This is a genomic window from Rahnella sp. Larv3_ips (genome assembly GCF_003697865.1).
GTDB classification, from domain to species: domain Bacteria; phylum Pseudomonadota; class Gammaproteobacteria; order Enterobacterales; family Enterobacteriaceae; genus Rahnella; species Rahnella rivi.
Window position 1 is genome coordinate 586,024 of record NZ_MJIB01000014.1, and the last position, 18,196, is coordinate 604,219.

20 protein-coding genes are annotated in these 18,196 nt (G+C 52.1%); 12 read left to right on the forward strand and 8 right to left on the reverse strand.

Annotation, left to right across the window (positions count from 1 at the left end):
* The coding region (locus ED901_RS19255; RefSeq protein WP_162997905.1) for a glucose PTS transporter subunit EIIB at positions 1-674 on the forward strand (674 nt) is incomplete at its 5' end.
* Positions 674-1,996 carry a 6-phospho-alpha-glucosidase gene (locus ED901_RS19260; protein WP_122096967.1) on the forward strand — a complete coding sequence of 441 codons (1,323 nt, stop codon included), beginning with the start codon at positions 674-676 and terminating at the stop codon, positions 1,994-1,996. The genes ED901_RS19255 and ED901_RS19260, both read left to right, overlap by 1 nt.
* Before the next feature lie 71 nt (positions 1,997-2,067).
* On the opposite strand, the gene ED901_RS19265 is transcribed toward ED901_RS19260, so the two are convergent.
* A complete protein-coding gene (locus tag ED901_RS19265) occupies positions 2,068-3,009 on the reverse strand; it encodes an aminoimidazole riboside kinase (protein ID WP_122096911.1) in 942 nt (313 codons plus the stop codon).
* 251 nt (positions 3,010-3,260) lie between these two features.
* Here ED901_RS19265 and ED901_RS19270 point away from each other — a divergent pair, with 251 nt between their 5' ends.
* The 4 genes from ED901_RS19270 to ED901_RS19285 all read left to right on the forward strand — a co-directional run bounded on the left by ED901_RS19270 (position 3,261) and on the right by ED901_RS19285 (position 8,754).
* A complete protein-coding gene (locus tag ED901_RS19270) occupies positions 3,261-4,847 on the forward strand; it encodes a carbohydrate porin (RefSeq protein WP_056775053.1) in 1,587 nt (528 codons plus the stop codon).
* 74 nt (positions 4,848-4,921) lie between these two features.
* On the forward strand, positions 4,922-6,292 hold the full coding sequence (locus tag ED901_RS19275) for a sucrose-specific PTS transporter subunit IIBC (protein WP_122096912.1): 1,371 nt from the start codon (positions 4,922-4,924) through the stop codon (positions 6,290-6,292).
* The gene (locus ED901_RS19280; RefSeq protein WP_122096913.1) at positions 6,292-7,701 is read left to right on the forward strand and encodes a sucrose-6-phosphate hydrolase; all 1,410 of its coding nucleotides are present in this window, start codon (positions 6,292-6,294) and stop codon (positions 7,699-7,701) included. Before ED901_RS19275 ends, ED901_RS19280 begins: the two co-directional genes overlap by 1 nt.
* A 30-nt stretch (positions 7,702-7,731) precedes the next feature.
* Positions 7,732-8,754 carry a substrate-binding domain-containing protein gene (locus tag ED901_RS19285; RefSeq protein ID WP_122096914.1) on the forward strand — a complete coding sequence of 341 codons (1,023 nt, stop codon included), beginning with the start codon at positions 7,732-7,734 and terminating at the stop codon, positions 8,752-8,754.
* A gap of 45 nt (positions 8,755-8,799) precedes the next feature.
* On the opposite strand, the gene mtr is transcribed toward ED901_RS19285, so the two are convergent.
* Entirely contained in the window at positions 8,800-10,044 is a 1,245-nt protein-coding gene (mtr, locus tag ED901_RS19290; RefSeq protein ID WP_122096915.1) for a tryptophan permease, read from the reverse strand.
* Between the two features lie 547 nt (positions 10,045-10,591).
* Here mtr and ED901_RS19295 point away from each other — a divergent pair.
* Positions 10,592-10,828, forward strand: coding sequence for a CRISPR-associated endonuclease Cas2 (locus ED901_RS19295; protein ID WP_122096916.1), 237 nt, complete (start codon positions 10,592-10,594; stop codon positions 10,826-10,828).
* 137 nt (positions 10,829-10,965) lie between these two features.
* Positions 10,966-11,682: an HNH endonuclease gene (locus ED901_RS19300; protein ID WP_122096917.1), complete on the forward strand. Its 717-nt coding sequence runs from the start codon at positions 10,966-10,968 to the stop codon at positions 11,680-11,682.
* Between the two features lie 205 nt (positions 11,683-11,887).
* On the opposite strand, the gene ED901_RS19305 is transcribed toward ED901_RS19300, so the two are convergent.
* On the reverse strand, positions 11,888-12,385 hold the full coding sequence (locus tag ED901_RS19305) for a hypothetical protein (RefSeq protein WP_122096918.1): 498 nt from the start codon (positions 12,383-12,385) through the stop codon (positions 11,888-11,890).
* 192 nt (positions 12,386-12,577) lie between these two features.
* Here ED901_RS19305 and ED901_RS19310 point away from each other — a divergent pair, with 192 nt between their 5' ends.
* On the forward strand, positions 12,578-13,024 hold the full coding sequence (locus ED901_RS19310; RefSeq protein WP_122096919.1) for a hypothetical protein: 447 nt from the start codon (positions 12,578-12,580) through the stop codon (positions 13,022-13,024).
* A 237-nt stretch (positions 13,025-13,261) separates the two neighbouring features.
* Here ED901_RS19310 and ED901_RS19315 read toward each other — a convergent pair whose 3' ends face one another.
* The 4 genes from ED901_RS19315 to ED901_RS19330 all read right to left on the reverse strand — a co-directional run bounded on the left by ED901_RS19315 (position 13,262) and on the right by ED901_RS19330 (position 15,544).
* A complete protein-coding gene (locus tag ED901_RS19315) occupies positions 13,262-13,690 on the reverse strand; it encodes an N-acetyltransferase (protein WP_122096920.1) in 429 nt (142 codons plus the stop codon).
* Positions 13,691-14,448: 758 nt separating this feature from the next.
* Positions 14,449-14,757 (reverse strand): hypothetical protein, encoded by a 309-nt coding sequence (locus tag ED901_RS25245; RefSeq protein WP_205965123.1) that lies wholly within the window; start codon positions 14,755-14,757, stop codon positions 14,449-14,451.
* 43 nt (positions 14,758-14,800) lie between these two features.
* Positions 14,801-14,962 carry a hypothetical protein gene (locus ED901_RS25250; RefSeq protein WP_205965124.1) on the reverse strand — a complete coding sequence of 54 codons (162 nt, stop codon included), beginning with the start codon at positions 14,960-14,962 and terminating at the stop codon, positions 14,801-14,803.
* Positions 14,963-15,100: 138 nt separating this feature from the next.
* Positions 15,101-15,544, reverse strand: a complete 444-nt coding sequence (locus tag ED901_RS19330) for an Lrp/AsnC family transcriptional regulator (RefSeq protein WP_122096922.1) — start codon at positions 15,542-15,544, stop codon at positions 15,101-15,103.
* A gap of 124 nt (positions 15,545-15,668) precedes the next feature.
* Between ED901_RS19330 and ED901_RS19335 the strand changes: the two genes are divergently transcribed.
* The 3 genes from ED901_RS19335 to ED901_RS19345 all read left to right on the forward strand — a co-directional run bounded on the left by ED901_RS19335 (position 15,669) and on the right by ED901_RS19345 (position 17,165).
* The gene (locus tag ED901_RS19335; RefSeq protein WP_056779404.1) at positions 15,669-16,220 is read left to right on the forward strand and encodes an alpha/beta hydrolase; all 552 of its coding nucleotides are present in this window, start codon (positions 15,669-15,671) and stop codon (positions 16,218-16,220) included.
* Between the two features lie 75 nt (positions 16,221-16,295).
* Entirely contained in the window at positions 16,296-16,547 is a 252-nt protein-coding gene (locus ED901_RS19340; protein WP_235533470.1) for a DUF1737 domain-containing protein, read from the forward strand.
* Between the two features lie 321 nt (positions 16,548-16,868).
* Positions 16,869-17,165: a hypothetical protein gene (locus ED901_RS19345; protein ID WP_056779391.1), complete on the forward strand. Its 297-nt coding sequence runs from the start codon at positions 16,869-16,871 to the stop codon at positions 17,163-17,165.
* 134 nt (positions 17,166-17,299) lie between these two features.
* Here the strand turns inward: ED901_RS19345 and ED901_RS19350 are convergent, their stop codons facing one another.
* A complete protein-coding gene (locus ED901_RS19350) occupies positions 17,300-18,037 on the reverse strand; it encodes a metallophosphoesterase (protein WP_122096923.1) in 738 nt (245 codons plus the stop codon).
* Between the last annotated feature and the right edge of the window lie 159 nt (positions 18,038-18,196).

An 18,196-nucleotide genomic window follows, 5' to 3' on the forward strand; every position in this document is an offset into this window, starting at 1 on the left:
AACCGCTGGAATTTACCTTCCTGTTTATTTCCCCGCTGCTGTTTGCGCTCCATGCATTACTGGCCGCCACGCTGGCGACGCTGATGTACATGGCCGGCGTGGTCGGCAACATGGGCGGCGGCCTGCTCGATTCGTTCCTGCCGCAAAACTGGATCCCGATGTTCCACAATCACGCGGCAATGATGTTCACTCAAATCGGTATCGGGCTGGTGTTTACCGGCATCTGGTTCCTGGTGTTCCGCACGGTGATCCTGCGCCTGAACCTGAAAACGCCGGGGCGCGAAGACAGCGAAATCAAGCTCTACAGCAAAGCCGATTATCAGGCGCAGAAAAAGGCCAGCGACCGCACGGCACCCTCTTCCTCACAGGGCCAGGCCGCCGGATATCTGCAGGCGCTCGGCGGTCACGGCAATGTTATCGACCTCAACAACTGCGCGACGCGGCTGCGTATCACGCTGGGCGATATGGCGCTGACACAAAGTGACGACATCTTCAAAGCCCTCGGCGCACACGGCGTCGTGCGGCGTGGCAACGCCATTCAGGTCATCGTGGGTCTGCACGTTCCTCAGGTGCGCGACCAGATAGAGACGCTGATGAAGCAAGACGCTTTCACACAATCATCCACATCCGGGGCGCGTTCCCCGACAGAAACATCCCTTACGGAGGCAGTATGATGAAGAAATTCTCAGTCGTTGTGGCAGGCGGTGGCAGCACATTTACACCGGGTATCGTTCTGATGTTACTGGCGAATCAGGAGAGATTCCCGCTGCGGGCCATCAAATTTTATGACAATGATGGCGCACGTCAGGAGATTGTCGCCGAAGCGTGCAAGGTGATCCTCAAAGAACAGGCGCCGGAGATTGAGTTCAGCTACACCACCGATCCCCGTGCGGCATTCACGGATGTCGATTTCGTGATGGCGCACATCCGCGTCGGTAAATACCCGATGCGTGAAAAGGATGAAAAAATCCCGCTGCGTCACGGGGTGGTCGGACAGGAAACCTGCGGGCCGGGCGGGATCGCCTACGGGATGCGCTCTATCGGCGGCGTGCTGGAAATCGTCGATTACATGGAAAAGTATTCACCGGATGCCTGGATGCTCAACTATTCCAATCCGGCCGCCATTGTGGCGGAAGCGACGCGCCGTTTGCGCCCGCAGGCCAAAATTCTCAACATCTGCGATATGCCGATCGGCATTGAAGGGCGCATGGCGGAAATTGCCGGGCTGAAATCCCGCAAAGAGATGCGCGTGCGCTATTACGGGCTGAATCACTTCGGCTGGTGGACATCAATCGAAGACGCACATGGCAACGATCTGATGCCTAAAATCCGCGAACATGTGGCGAAATATGGCTATGTTCCTCACACCGGTGAACAGGCAAGCGAAGCCAGTTGGAATGACACCTTCGCCAAAGCCAAAGATGTCTGGGCGCTGGATCCGTCCACTTTCCCGAACACCTATTTAAAATATTACCTCTACCCGGATTACGTTGTTGCGCATTCCAACCCTGACCATACCCGCGCTAATGAGGTGATGGAGCATCGCGAAAAACATGTGTTCAGCGCCTGCGCCGCCATTACTCAGGCCGGGAAATCGTCCGCCGGTGAACTGGAAATCGACGAACACGCGTCTTACATCGTCGATCTGGCGACGGCCATCGCGTTCAACACGCAGGCAAGAATGCTGCTGATTGTGCCGAACGAGGGGGCTATCACCAATGTCGATCCGCAAGCGATGGTCGAAATTCCGTGTCTTGTCGGCAGCAGCGGGCCGGAACCGCTGACGGTCGGTAAGATCCCACTGTTCCAGCAAGGATTGATAGGCCAGCAGGTGGCGGTGGAAAAACTGGTGGTCGAAGCCTGGGTGGAGAAATCCTACCTGAAGCTGTGGCAGGCGATCACGCTGTCAAAAACCGTTCCGAGCGCGTCTGTCGCCAAAGCCATTCTGGATGATCTGATCGAAGCCAATAAAGATTACTGGCCGGAACTGAAATAAAACAGGAGGTTAAGAGAGAAACGGCGCAGCCATCGCGGTTGCGCCGTTTTTTTATACGCCAGATGACATGTTCAAAACGCCTGACTACTAAAGGCGGCCAGCGCCTGCGCATCCGGCAGCGCCGTCATTGCGCCGCGTGCGGTGGTGGCCAGCGCGCCGCAGGTGAGTGCCTGACGGATAATGGCGTGCCACGCCTCGGGCGACGGTTGCGGGCCGTGCTGTGCCAGTCCGGCCAGCAGCCCGGCAACAAACGCATCGCCCGCGCCGGTGGTATCGACGGCCTGCACTTTCGGCGCGGGATACTGCATCAGCGAGGCATCCTGTTTGCGGTACACCGACACGCCGTCTTTTCCCTGAGTGACCAGCAATAACGCCGGATCGTGGCGCTGACAAAGCCGCAGAATGCCTTCTGACAGCAGCGATTCGCCGGTCAGATACGCGAGTTCATCCTCAGACACTTTGATCACGTCCGCCAGCGACAGTGCCTGCTCGAGGCATTCGCGCAATGCATTTTCATCCGGCCATAAATCGTGACGGATATTCGGATCAAAGCTGACCTGGCCGCCTGCCGCTTTCATCTGCGCCATGGCTAAAAAGGCGGAAGAACGCGAAGGTTCAGCGGAAAGTGAAATTGAGCACAGGTGCAAAAACTCTCCGGCGGAAAACGCGGGAATATCGACAGATTGCAGAAACAGATCGGCACTCGGGCGCACCATAAACGTAAACGATCGTTCGCCGTCAGCATCGTTTTCCACCACCACGGTGGAGGTCCGGTGGTGCGGATCGCGGTGCATAAATTCGGTGTTCACCGCTTCGTCATCCAGCGTTTTACGCAAAAATGCACCGAAAGGATCGTTGCCCACGCGGCCAATAAAACCGCTGTTTCCGCCGAGACGGCTGATGCCGACCGCCACGTTGGCCGGTGCGCCGCCGGGGCACTTCAGTAAACGGCCATCTTCTTCGGGGATCAAATCCACCACGGCATCGCCCAATACCCAAACCCGCTTATTCATCTTCATTCCCTTTTTCTCATCCTGATAAGTCATCTGTCGATAAAGTAGAAGAACCGGTTTAGCTAATCAAGCACAAATGAATTATTAGGATTCGGTGACGATTTGCCAGCAAGATCACAATTCCACTACAAGACTGGCGAACTTCGTTGCCTAAAGGCGGGGGGAGTGCTTATTGTGCTCAGGAAAACCAGTTTAGCAATTTAGCTAAACAGTTTTTCCCATAATAATTACATTTCTTCTGAGGGATAAAAATGATGATGAAACCTCGCTATCTTGCTGTTGCTATTGGACTTATTCTTTCTTCTGCGGCTCAGGGGGCCGATATTTCCGCCAGTGCGATTGAAGCCCGCTTCAACGCCATGGAAAAACGTTTGCAACAGGCTGAAAGCCGCGCCGCCAAGGCCGAAGCCCGCGCAACGCAGGCAGAACAGCAGGTTAAGCAGCTGGAAACACGCACCGCCAGCAACGAGCAGCAAACCCGTCAAGTGGCGAAGACGGCGGAAATTACCCAGCAGCAAACGGCGGATGTGGCAAAACGCACCGAAACGTTAGCCAGTAATACCAAAACCAGCAGCAGCGATAACAGCGGGTTTAAATTCACCGGTTACGCCCGTTCCGGCGTGATCATGAATGATTCCGCCACCTCGACGGAAAGCGGCCCTTACGTGACGCCAGCCGGACAAACCGGGGGCGCGGTCGGCCGTCTGGGTAACGAAAACAACACCTACGTTGAGCTGAATCTGGAACACAACCAGACTATGGCCAGCGGCGCCACCTCACGTTATAAGGTGATGCTTGCCGACGGCCAGCGCAGCTATAACGACTGGACCGGCGCGACCAGCGATCTGAATATTCGTCAGGCGTTTGTGGAACTGGGTTCGCTGCCGACGTTCACCGGCCCGTGGAAAGACTCCACGCTGTGGGCGGGTAAACGCTTTGACCGCGATAACTTTGATATTCACTGGCTCGATTCCGACGTCATTTTCCTCGCCGGTACCGGCGGCGGGATTTATGACGTGAAGTGGGGCGATAACCTGAAAAGTAACTTCTCGCTTTACGGGCGCAACTTCGACGATCTGGACGATAACAACAACAGCAATGACGACACCCGCATTGAGAACTACATCGTCACGGCGAATAACTTCGCCGGGCCGTTCCAGTGGATGGTCAGCGGGCTGCGTGCCAAAAACAATCAGGATCGCGAAAACACCGGTACACAGGGCGTCACCAATGCGGCGGATACCGGCTTCCATACCCTGCTGGCCTACCACGGCGACAGCTTCTACGGCCTGCGCGAAGGGACATCCAAAACAGCGCTGTTGTACGGTCACGGTTTAGGGGCAGAAGTGAAAGCGCTGGGCTCGGACGGCCATCTGACCGACGATGCCAGTACCGTACGTCTGGCCACTTACGGCATCACGCCGCTGAGTAAAAACTGGAACATCGCTCCGGCGATCCTCGCGCAGCAGAGCAAAGACCGTTATGTCTCCGGCGATGATTATCAGTGGCTGACCTTTAACACCCGTCTGATCCAGCAGATCACCGAAAACTTTGAACTGGCCTATGAAGGCAGCTATCAGTACATGGATCTCGATCCGCAGGGGTATCAGAATAACAACAAAGTGAAAGGCGGATTCTACAAACTGACCTTCGCGCCGACGTTTAAAGTGGGGGATATCAGCGATATGCTCAGCCGTCCTGAAATCCGTTTCTTCGCCAGTTACATGGACTGGAGCCACAAACTGGACAGCTACTCTTCCAGCGACTCGTTCGGGACGGACGGTTTCACCTCCGGCGGCCAGTGGAATTTCGGCATCCAGATGGAAACCTGGTTCTAAAAAGCAGGGTGTGAATCACCATGATACGCCTGAGCACATCGGGCGTTATCGTTCAGGGTAATACAAGGAACATTATGAATATCAATGCAATCGCGACTGAACTGCTTCCGTTACTGGGAGGCAAAGACAATATTGCCAGCGCGGCACACTGCGCCACGCGTCTGCGCCTGGTGCTGGTGGATGACAGCCTGGTGAACAAAAGCGCCATCGAAAAAGTCGAAGGCGTGAAAGGCTGTTTCAGCAATGCGGGTCAGATTCAGGTCATTTTCGGCACCGGTCTGGTGAACAAGGTTCACGCCGAGTTTATTAAAGTGGCGGGGATTGGCGAATCCAGCAAATCCGAAGCGGCCAATATTGCGGCGCAAAAGCTCAATCCGTTCCAGCGTATCGCGCGCGTGCTGTCGAATATCTTCGTGCCGATCATTCCGGCCATCGTCGCCTCCGGCCTGCTGATGGGGCTGCTCGGTATGGTGAAAACCTACGGCTGGGCCAACCCGGACAGCGCGATTTTTATCATGCTCGACATGTTCAGTTCGGCGGCGTTTATCATTCTGCCGATCCTGATCGGGTTCACCGCGGCGCGTGAATTCGGCGGTAACCCGTTCCTCGGCGCCACGCTGGGCGGCATTCTCACCCATCCGGCGCTGACCAATGCCTGGGGCGTTGCCAGCGGTTTCCACACCATGAATTTCTTCGGTCTGGAAATTGCGATGATCGGCTATCAGGGCACGGTGTTCCCGGTGCTGCTGGCGGTCTGGTTTATGAGCTTCATCGAAAAACGTCTGCGGAAAGTCATTCCCGACGCGCTCGATCTGATCCTGACGCCTTTCCTGACGGTGATTATCTCCGGTTTTATCGCTTTCCTGATCATCGGCCCGGCAGGCCGTGCGCTGGGTGATGGCATTTCCTTTATTCTCAGCACGCTGATTACCCATGCGGGCTGGGTCGCGGGGCTTATCTTTGGCGGGCTGTATTCGGTGATTGTTATCACCGGGATCCACCACAGCTTCCATGCCATTGAAGCCGGGCTGCTGGGCAACCCGAACATCGGCGTGAATTTCCTGTTGCCGATCTGGTCGATGGCTAACGTGGCGCAGGGCGGTGCCTGTCTGGCGGTGTACTTCAAAACCCGTGATGCGAAAATTAAAGCGATCGCCATTCCTTCGGCATTCTCGGCTATGTTGGGCATTACCGAAGCGGCCATTTTCGGTATCAACCTGCGCTTTATGAAACCGTTCATTGCCGCCTTAGCCGGCGGTGCGCTCGGCGGGGCATGGGTGGTGGCGATGCACGTCAATATGACCGCCGTCGGCCTGACCGGTATTCCGGGGCTGGCAATTGTGCAGGCCAGTTCGATGGTCAGCTACCTGATCGGCTTAGTGATTGCTTTCGGCAGCGCATTCCTGCTTTCCCTGCTGCTGAAATACAAAACGGAGAGTGAATAATGTCGGAAGTGAGTTTGCTGAAACAGGCGTTGTGCAGCGTGGTGGCGGGGCAGGTGAAGGCCGCCGCCGACCCTTACCGTCCCGGCTGGCACCTCGCGCCGCCGGTCGGTCTGCTCAACGATCCCAACGGTTTTGTGCAGCACAACGGCCGCTACCATCTTTTTTATCAATGGAATCCGCTGGCCTGCGCGCACGGGGCAAAATTCTGGGGGCACTGGAGCTCAGCGGATCTACTGCACTGGCAGCATGAGCCGCTGGCGCTGGCACCGGCAGAAGAGTACGAGTCGCACGGCTGTTATTCCGGTTCAGCTGTCACAGACAACGGCCAACTGACGCTGATCTACACCGGTAATGTGAAATACCCGGACGGCAGCCGCACCGCGTTTCAATGCCTGGCGCGTGAAAACGGGCGCGGCGAGTTTGAGAAAACCGGGCCGGTGCTGGATTTACCCGCCGGTTACACCGGCCATGTGCGCGACCCTAAAGTCTGGCAGCACGAAGGCCGCTGGTACATGGTGCTTGGCGCGCAGGATCTCAACCTGCAAGGCAAAATCCTGCTGCTGCGCTCTGAAGATTTGCTGTCATGGGAATCGTTGGGTGAAATCGCCGGTTCCGGCCTGAACGGGCTGGGCGAGTTTGGGTATATGTGGGAATGCCCGGATCTGTTCCGTTTGTCCGGCAGCGACGTGCTGGTCTGCTGTCCGCAGGGGCTGCCTGCACAGGCCGATCGCTACCTGAATACGTTCCAGTCCGGGTATTTCGTCGGGCAGCTTGATTACGCCCGCGGGTCGCTGGCGCATGGCGAGTTCCGCGAGCTGGATCTCGGCTTTGAATTTTACGCCCCGCAGACCACTCAGACCGACGATGGCCGCCGTCTGCTGATCGGCTGGATGGGCATTCCCGACGGCGATGAGTTTTATCAGCCGACCGTCGTGCAGGGCTGGATCCACACCATGACCTGCCCGCGTGAACTGACGCTGGAAGACGGCAGGCTTATTCAGCGCCCGGCGCGTGAACTGCGCCAGTTACGCGGTGAAGTGCAGGCGTGGCGGGGCATCGCGCAGGACGCGCCAGTCTGGGCCATCAGCCGTGCGGAGGTGGAAATCGACACCTCCGGGCCGTTTGCCGCGGATTTGGGCGGAAATCTGCAACTGGCCTGGGACGGGGAATGGCTGCGTCTGACGCGTAAAAACCGTCGCAGCGGCGAGCAGGAGCAGCGCGTCTGGCGCGGCGCGTTACGCTCCCTGACGCTGTTGTGCGACAGTTCATCCGTTGAAATTTTCATCAATGACGGAGAGGCGGTGATGTCGTCGCGCTATTTCCCTGCGTTACCGGCGCAACTGACCTTCAGCGGGGCACAGCAGATTGCGCTGCGTTACTGGTCGTTGACGGATTGCGTGATAGACTAAACGTCTTTCCGGACAACAGAATATGGCGCAGTGAAAAAGACCAAACGCATTACTATCAGCGGCATAGCCGAACTGGCTGGCGTGTCGAAATCGACTGCCAGCCAGGTGCTCAACGGACACAGCAAAAAGTTTCGCATTTCCGATGTCACGCGCGATCGCGTGCTCGCGGTGGCCGCTGAGCAACATTATCAGCCGAGCATTCACGCCCGCTCACTCAACGCGGCGCGCAGTTACACGCTGGGGCTGGTGGTGCCGGAAATGACCAACTATGGCTTCGCTGCCTGCTCAAACGAGCTGGAAACCTTGTGTCGCGAGAACGGTATGCAGTTGCTGATCGCCTGTACCGATGAAAATACAAGTCAGGAAACCATGGTGGTGAATAACCTGATCCAGCGCCAGGTGGATGGGCTGATCGTCGCCTCAAGCATGCTCAACGACGCCGAATACGTCAAAATCAGTCAGCAGTTGCCGGTGGTGCTTTTTGACCGCCACATGCAGGACACGCAGCTGCCGCTGGTGGTGTGCGAAGCGATCGAATCCTCCGCTGAACTGGTCGCCCGCGTGGCAAAAAACCATGCCGATGAGTTTTATTTTCTCGGCGGGCAGCCGCGAATTTCCCCGACGCGTGACCGTCTGGCGGGCTATCAGCTGGGCCTTGAACGTGCCGGTGTCAGCCTCCAGCCTGAGTGGATCATGTACGGCAATTATCATCCGAGCTCCGGCTATGAGATGTTTGCAAATCTCTGCGCGCGTCTGGGGCGTCCGCCCAAAGCGTTGTATGTCGCCTCGTGCGGTCTGATGGAAGGGGTATTGCGCTATATGAGCCAGCACAAACTGCTCGAGAGTGACATTCACCTGTGCAGTTTCGATGACCATTATCTTTATGATTCGCTGTCAGTGAAAATCGACACCGTGGCACAGGATTGCCGCGAGCTGGCGATGCACTGCTTTGAAGTGGTGATCGGTCTTATCAATGAACAGCAGCCTGAAGAACTCCGCTGCTACTTAGCCCCCCGGCTGCACTGGCGGCACCCGGATTCGCTCCCCGCCTGAGACGAACCCGTTCCCGACACCGCATCAGGAACGGGTGCCTGCGCATTACCGGTAAACCGGCAACAGATTCACGCTCGAAAGAATATGCACCACCGCGTTGAGCACCCCGAACAGCAGCACCAGTACAATCATTTTATTCCCGCCCCAGACCCGATACAGCGGGCTGCCAAAGCGTTTACGCGATTTGCGCGCCATCAGCGCAGGCACGATCACCGCCCAGACCGTGGCCGCCAGCCCGGCAAAACCGATGGCATAAATGAAGCCGTCCGGGTAAATCACGCCGCCAATCATCGGCGGAATGAAGGTGACCAGCGCCGTTTTGAAACGTCCGGTTTTGCTGTCGTCAAACTTGAATAAATCCGCCAGATAATCGAACAACCCGAGCGTGACGCCAAGGAAAGAGCAGGCAACGGCGAAATTCGAGAAAATCGTCAGCAGTAAATCCAGGCCTTCGCTGTTGAGGATCTGGCTCAGTGACTGCACCAGCACATCAATATTGCCGCCGCGTTCAGCGATACCGATAAAATCCGGACGCGGAATATTGCCCATGGTCCCCAGCATCCAGATCACATACAGCCCTAGCGCCATCAGCGTGCCGAGCAGCAGACATTTTTTGATCACCTGCGGGTTCTTGCCGTAATACTTCATCAGGCTCGGAACATTGCCGTGATAGCCAAACGACGCCAGACAAAACGGCAGCGTCGCCAGCACATAGGGCATATAACTCGGATGGAGTTCCACGCTGTTGAGCAGATTGACCGGCCTGATGTGCCACAACAGGCTGCCGAAGGTCAGGAAGAACGCGATGATTTTTGCGCCGAGCACGATGGCGGTCATCCGGCTGACCGCACGGGTGCTCAGCCAGACGATAAAAGCGACGGCCAGTGCGGTCAGCATTCCGCCCAGACGCGGTGAAAAGCTCACAGACATTTCACGCATCGTATGCTGGATAACCGAGCCGCTGGCCGAGATATAGGCGTAAGTCAGAATGTACAGCACGAAGGCGATGGTGATGCCGTTCAGCCGGTTCCAGCCTTTACCGAGCAGATCGCGGGTTACGGTATTAAAACTGGAGCCGATCGGGTAATTGAGGTTGGCCTCGAGGATCATCAACCCGGAATGCAACATGCAAAACCAGGTGAAAACCAGTGCGGCGACCGACCAGAAGAACCAGGCACCGGACATCACCACCGGCAGAGAAAACATCCCGGCACCGATGATGGTTCCGCCGATAATCATTGCACCGCCAAAGACGGAACGGAGTGGGGCTTCCCTGGAAAGCGTCGCCATAGTGCGGATCCTCGCGTGGCTTTTATCACGATTCATATAACGAATTGCTGTAAAAGAAGAGATGGTAAAGGACGTCAGAAAGCACGTGATTATTCTGCGACTCTGACCTTAAGCGCGACAATATAGTGCAAATGAGCCATCTTGTACACCGTGAACTAGTTCACTGGTACGAAAGGTGCCCTAAGGAGTGCAGTGCCCCCGAGTCTGTAGACAAATCTGGGCCTACATCTTTACTGTTCAAATGCTCATATTAAAGAGAACGTGATGTTTTTAAATATAACTAAGACTAAACCTCTGATTTTTGAATAGTTCCTGGCTGAGTCCCTGCACACGCTTTAGCGACGTTAAATAAATGTGCACCGATATAAAATTGTTTGGTTGCGACGCTCTTCATGAAGCCCAGAGTAAATATGTGGCTATCATTCAGGAATGAACGTTTGTTCCTCGCTCACTGCGGACCTGTGCAAGTTACCTTCTGGGATATGTTTTACGTTTTATTGCGCTCGAACAGAGGCCTCATTAATAGGAAAAATGGAAAATTAAATTAATGGCTAAGATCCAATACAATCTAACCCGTGGAAGCGATGTCATCCGTGATGGGATGTACCTCGAACTTTCTGAGGCTGGAACATCCCCGCTCCGGCAAATTGCTGAAGTCTTCTATTCCGATGCAACTCATGAGTTCTCTTTTTCTTGCTACGAAGGATGCATCCCTCTGGAAGAGATTGAAAAGCTCATTCACGAAGCTAAAAAATTGCTTCCGCCAGCAAAGCAGGAATCTTGATGGGTCTGAACGTCTGTTGAGTGCCAGAAGCGGAACTTGCTTACATCATGCTATGTTAGTTTGCTGGGAGCAGGTCAAGATGTTCACTGCGCCTATGCTTCAGCAACACCTTCCAGAACTTTTCAAGGAATAGAGAAATGGCTCGTAAGTATGTTTATGGTGATAAACCAATCCGTACAACAACCGCTGAGATAGTTGAAAACGAGTTTGCTGGAAAGGCTACGGCTGCTCAGGTCGATGCAATTTTAAAGAAAAGATTTCCACATTACAAAGACAATACTTATTTGAATCTGATAGTTAACGCAGTTAACTGCAATCGTGGTCACTGGAGTTTTAACAGGACTGCCAGACGAACAGATGATGCCACCCATCGCCACCATGAATATGATCGACTTTTCAAGCGCGGAAACGTTTTCGAGGTCTATGATTCCGCACTTCATGGTGTGTTTGAAATCTATGAAGCTTCAGATGGCAAATGGCTAACACGTCCGGTTAAAAGTGAGTTTGAAAAGGCCATAGAAACAGCGTCTCAACTTACCTCAGAACAACGTAGAGAGAAGCTGGCTACAGCCAACACCACGCCAGAAAGGGTCATTATAAAGAGCTATACCTTCAAGCGTAATCCCCTCGTTGTAGCAGAGGTATTAGCCTTAGCTGGAGGTAAGTGTCAAAGCTGCCTACGTGACGCACCATTCAAGCGGGAAGATGGTAGACCGTATCTTGAAGTGCATCATGTGGAGTGGCTTGCTAACGGTGGAGAGGACTCTGTTGAAAATGCTATTGCACTCTGTCCGAACTGTCACCGCGAAGCACACTACGGCGCGCTTGTGTTGAAGCCGGCTAACATTAAGTAGTCTTCTTATAGCCCTCAACGTCTGCTCCTCGCTCAAAGCGGACCCTTTACGCCCGCATGTCTGCTTCGTGCCTGAAGCGGACATCACCAGTATTAAGAATCTGGTCACTCCAAATCTGACTCTTAACCGTCCAGGAAAATAGGGCATCTTCATTAGAAGTTTTCTGGAATTTGTCGAGATAAATGAGGGTGCTTCGCCATACTCGCTACTCCGGCTGCATTTTTCTGTTCCATCCAAAAGTGTCGGCGCAGGGTGCTAACCATTGACGGATTTTGTAATTACACGACAGCGCCTCGGGTTCGAGCAAGCGCGCTCCAAAATTGGCATGCCGCAGGAAGCGCATATCCAGGCATTGCTCCAGTTGTCCAGCCAGCAGGGGAAAATCCATGAGGCTGGATAGTCGGGGCCATTTGATCAATTTTCGGTAGCGCAGTTGCTCCGACTCGATGCGCAAATCATCATTTGGGCGCCACTGAATGTTGAACAGCTTGTCATGACGCGACAGGTCGACCAACCAGTTCCCGTTAGATGGGATGCGCAAATCCAGTTTCAGGCTTTCAGGCCGCAAGTTGTTGCGCTTGTAAAACCAGTGCTCAGGCGGTTCGTTGGTTAGGTCGAAGGAATACCCGCTATATGACACCTCGGCAACACCGAACCTTGCAAACCATTCAGCGACGTCGGGATGGGTAGAATGGTCGAACATATTTTGCATGCTCCTTAGAAAGCGTCATTTAGCACAACAGATTATCGCTCATAGCAGCCCAATAAAATCCTTTTGGGCTGCTGAATGCCAGGAGCGGAATTTCATGCCATTATTTAAATGTTCTGGTAGCAGATTCAGTTAAAATTAACAAATTGCCGTTGAAAGGCGCAGAGCAACCAACTAGGTGTTTTCATGAAGAAAGGTCAGCCCAGATTGATAATGGATCCCTACGAGTGGCTACCAGGATATGGTGAGTCAAGGGTATCGTTCCACTCCGTTGGACTAGATGTAATACTCGATATTGATTATGAAAAAGAGATTTTAGTTGATAACGAAGAGGTGGTACTGGCTTTAAGGCGGGAAATTACATTCAACTATGTGCGATGTTTCATCCGGGGGCCGTTCCCTGGAGGCTCTCTTTTTGAGTTAGATAGTGTTCCAAGTGAGTTTAAGCTTGGTAAGTTGACGGAGTTTGCAGATTCAGAGTGGCTGAGAGACAACTTGAAAACGTGGAGTCTTGTGTCGAGTCAAGAATCGCCGAAGTTCAGACATTTCAGCATTCAGTTTTTATCAGAAAATGTTGCCTTTGATGTACTTGCTGTAGATGTGTTTTTATCCGATGAGCTGCCGGTCCGTTGATTTTTGTCTGATATGAAATCAACGCGAATCGCTTCAGTTTGACCCTATCCTCGATATCAATGACACTTTTTGGACTGTAAAGTGAGCACTTTAACCGACAGCCTTTATCCTGAGGTTGCTAGAAGCGAAAAAGGACGTCTATTTTGTAGCAAATAATACTTAAGATTCTAGATGACCTGTTGGGATTCATTTTTCTTTGAACTCACCGTTCGTATATTAGCCAAAATTCAATATGTCCTATAATGATTTTTTCATAAAAATACGGCTTATTCCCTCCGGTTTACTGTCAATACGCCCAAACTCTTCCCAGCCATACTTTTTATAAAAATCAGGAGCCTGAAAGCTAATTGTATAAAGAAACGCAGCAGAGCAGCCTCTTTTTCGCCCTTCATCTTCAAAGCGATGGAGGATGTCTGAACCTATCCCCATTTTTCGCAACTCTGGTGGAAGATAAAAAAGATCAATAAACAGGAGTCCCAGTGAAGACCGCCCTTGCATTCCGCCAAGGACCTTACCCGTGCTGGTTGATTTTACTAAGACAGAAAGGGGTTTACGATCGTTTATACCTGTCATAAGATCGTTAAATTCATTTAGCCCTTCTTCAATTGGCAGCAATTTCGCTGCATCTGAATCTTCACATACCTCAAGACTGATTTCTTCCGCCATTCCCTATACCCTTTCAAAAGTGATAGACCCAATGCTTATGTCGCCAGTGAGATTAGCGCGGACAGCTCGGATTTGCCATCTGCCAGCCTTTTCAGCTTGGCTTTAAAATTGGTTGTAGCCCAAGGCAGTAACGTCTGCTATTGGCTCTAACAGTCGAAGTCCTATAGGCAACTCAGTGCCAAAGGAGGGTATTGCTCTCTCGGAACATTATGTGTTAATCACTGGGGAGCAGGTCGTTTTCTATAAGGTCTATGCGTTTTCTGAATGCTAATTGGTCGAACCGGAACAGGTGATCATTTTCGGTTGAGGCGTGAATGTCTGAAACCTGCGCTATCAGCATAAAGACCTCATACGATTACTTTGAGGGGAACAAGACCGTGATTTATGGCCATGAATCCGGTTTCTAACATCATGTTTTTTCATTACTACGGAACCAATGGACAGATTAATTAGGGTCAGTAATCTAAAGGTTACGGTGAATCAGGCTGGCTGCAAAGGAGGTCGGGAATTCACAATGAATCGCAAAGTTCAATTCCCACTGCTCAGAGCCAATGTTAGCAGGGATGCGTAAGGTCCGCTCCTCGCTCAAAGCGGGCCCTTTACGCCCGCATGTCTGCTTCGTGCCTGAAGCGGACATCACCAGTATTAAGAATCTGGTCACTCCAAATCTGACTCTTAACCGTCCAGGAAAATAGGGCATCTTCATTCGAAGTTTCCTGGAATTAGTCAAAATAGAAGAGGGTGCTTCGCCGTACTCGCTACTCCGGCTGCATTTTTCTGTTCCATCCAAAAGTGTCGGCGCAGGGTGCTAACCATTGACGGATTTTGGAATTGCACGACAGCGCCTCGGGTTCGAGCAAGCGCGCTCCGAAATTGGCATGCCGCAGGAAGCGCACATCCAGGCATTGCTCAAGTTGCCCAGCCAGCAGGGGAAAATCCATGAGGTTGTATAGTCGGGGCCATTTGATCAATTTTCGGTAGCGCAGTTGCTCCGACTCGATGCGCAAGTCATCATTTGGGCGCCACTGAATGTTGAACATCTTGTCATGACGCGACAGGTCGACCAACCAGTTCCCGTTAGATGGGATGCGCAAATCCAGTTTCAGGCTTTCAGGCTTTCAGGCTTTCAGGCCGCAAGTTGTTGCGCTTGTAAAACCAGTGCTCAGGCGGTTCGTTGGTCAGGTCGACGGAACACCCGCTATATGACACCTCGGCAACACCGAACCTTGCAAACCATTCAGCGACGTCGGGGTGGGTAGAATGGTCGAACATATTTTGCATGCTCCTTAGAAAGCGTCATTTAGCACAAGAGCTTATCGCTCATAGCAGCCCAATAAAATCCTTTTGGGCTGCTGAATGCCAGAAGTGGACGTTGCTTATATTCTGCCATGTCGATCACATGTGAGCCGGTCACCTCGGGAGTACAGGCACCTGTTTACGCACTGCATTAGACAGAACTAACGATGTGGTCACTGAACCATGAACCGCCAAGGCATCGACAATGGCTTCCAGATCATTCGGTTGAGAAAAAACACAACGCACGATGAAGCAGTCCTCTCCTGTGATCCTGTCAGCTTCTATCACCTCAGGGATATCGTTAAATAACGCCAGATAGTGTTTGATGTATTGGTGGGTTGTGCGTACTCGCAGGATCGCCTGTAATCCCAGTCCAATCTCTCGCAAATTAACGCGTGCGCCGTATCCTTCAATGACGCCTGCACTTTCGAGTTTTTTGACCCGTTCGCTCATGGCTGGCTGCGAAAGGCCAATGCATTTGCCCAGAGAGGCCAGACTCTGACGTGCGTTCATTTGAAGTGCTTCCAAAATTTGCCGGTCTTTGTTGTCAAGCTCCATGCTAATCCTTTGCTCAAAATGTCGATGAATCATCGGTTAATCGGGCTGTATTTCGATGACTTGCCATTCAGGAACGATGTGTCATTCGCCTACATTATGTGAACACCTCTTTGGGAATCAAGACATGACATCTCCAATATTGCTTCTTCCGGGAATCGGCAACTCGGGCTCAGGACACTGGCAAACGTTATGGACACAAACTGACGCGTCAATGACCCTCATTTCGGGACAAGACTGGGATCACCCGGTCTGCGAAGAGTGGGTCGAAAATTTAGAAACTGCCGTCAGAAAGACCGGGCCAGACGTCATTTTGGTCGCCCATAGCCTTGGCTGCCTGCAGGTAGCGAACTGGGCACAATATAGCCGCACGGTTGTGAGAGGCGCTTTGCTGGTTGCGGTACCCGATCCCACACGCAATGTGTTTCCAGAAGAGGCTAAGGGGTTTAGTGTTCCCCTTAGTGAAAAGTGTTTCGCATTTCCGAGCATGATGATTGCCAGTTCCAATGACCCTTATGCCGATATCCATTACAGCCAGCGCTGTGCAGATGCCTGGGGCAGTAGTCTGGTCAATATCGGTGAGCGAGGGCATATCAACGCAGCCAGCGGACTCGGTGACTGGCCTCAAGGACGAACATGGTTAAAAGAGCTTATTGCCATGTCCATGAGCGTCTCCTGATATAAATAAATCCACTGTGATCTGATTAGTTGGAGCGTATGGTTTAATTGCTTCCAGAGGATAAGAATTGCGAAAATGACAAAAATACTCGCGGAGATAGGCTTACTTATGATGATAAATCCGGAAATAGAAAATGATGGCCTGCATTTACCGCCTGATGGACTCCCTCGATATCGCATTCTGACAGGCAAGGATGACGCTAAATTTTGCCATCGTGTTTCAGAAGCGCTGTCGCTGGGTTATCAACTCTATGGTTCCCCAGCCGCGACGTTTAATGGTCAGGATGTTATTGTCGCACAAGCCATCATATGGTCAGAGGCACAGTAGAATCCGATTTCAATACCTTGAGCTTCATAGCAATAGTGTCGGCTGGCAGGGTGCCTCAGTATCGCTCCTGACCTTAACCCCCGTTTATTAATATGTCGTAATGTGAGTAATGGCTTAACAAGTTGTGAGAACAGTTGTGAACGTCCGCTTTTCGCTCTCAGCAGACGTTGCCCAGTACGCAGGTCGGCTCCGTGCCTGGCTCAGACGTTGTTAGCATCGCTGATGTCCTATTCATATGGGGCAGCTAAAGGAATATAATATGGTTGTTACTATAGGAAATAATGGATACATAGTCAGAGCCAATTTGCGAGGTGTAGAAAAATGAAAGAAATAAAGTTAATGGCTGATTATCATTGCCATCCATTATGGGGAGGAGAGCCAGATAATTTTGGGGATATATCTCCAGAAGAATTACCAATATCTTCAGATTTACAAAATAGTCTTGCGGATTGGGCCAGGCGATATGATGCCATACTCAATATAGATGATCCGGCATTATCTGATTTTAGCAGCTTGGAAGCGGAAAAATTATTTATTGAGGATGGTTATAAATTAGCTGAACGTCTTCAGAAAGAATTGGGAAGTACATACAAAATCATATATTACTCGAACTACTAAATCATACTCAATGCTCGATCAGGGTGACTATTTCCCCAGGTTCTAACGCACATCTACTCTATCTGGGCTGTCAGGGATGATGAAGTAATGATTTGGCCTTATTACTCTGCTCTCTTCCCTGAAAGCAGTGCCAGCTAAACGCAAACGTGATGGCTGGTAAAAGAGTTACTGACGTAGCGGTGAATCATCAATGCTGGCGGATCATTTGCAGGAGGAACGTTTACTGCTCCAAACCAGACAGGATTAGCCGGGCAGACGGAGCCAGAAATGTAAGCAGGTACGCCCGCAAACATACCCGCTATTGGTCTGTGGACATGGCCTGTAGAAATGGCGAGTAGTCTGGCAGGGGCGCGTCTAATCAAATCTTCCATTTCTGTTAGACCTCTGCACATCGTTTCATCAAGCGTCGGTATACCAGATGCAAATACGTGATGGTGCATAAACAGCAATGACGGAGGGCCGCCTGTGTCGCTAAGTTGATTATCCAACCATTCCAGATGGTCAGTCACACTGCCGTAATCCTTGTAATCAATCGTGGAATCCAGACCAATCAGGCGAATGCCACCGGTGTTATGAATTAAGTGCAGGGCCTCTCCTTGGGCATCGTGCGCCCATATGTTTTCATCCCAAACAGAACGCATCAGACTGCGGTCGTCTGAGTTACCCGGCAGGATCAACGAAGGGTAATTTTGCTGATTCAGGCGGTCAGCTATCTGTTGATAACCTTCCTGCCAATGCCCATCCGTTAGATCACCTGTAAGTACCAGTACGTCCGGTTGCAGATGCGTGAGCCAATTTAGTACCTGGTCGAACCGAAACAGGTGATCATTTTCGGTTGAGGCGTGAATGTCTGAAACCTGCGCTATCAGCATATAGACCTCATACGATTATTGTGTGGTGAACAAGATCGTGATTCATGGCCATGAATCCGGTTTCTAACATCATGTTTTTTCATTACTACGGAACCAATGGACAGATTAATTAGGATCAGTAATTCAAAAGTTACGGTGAATCAGGCTGGCAACAAAGGC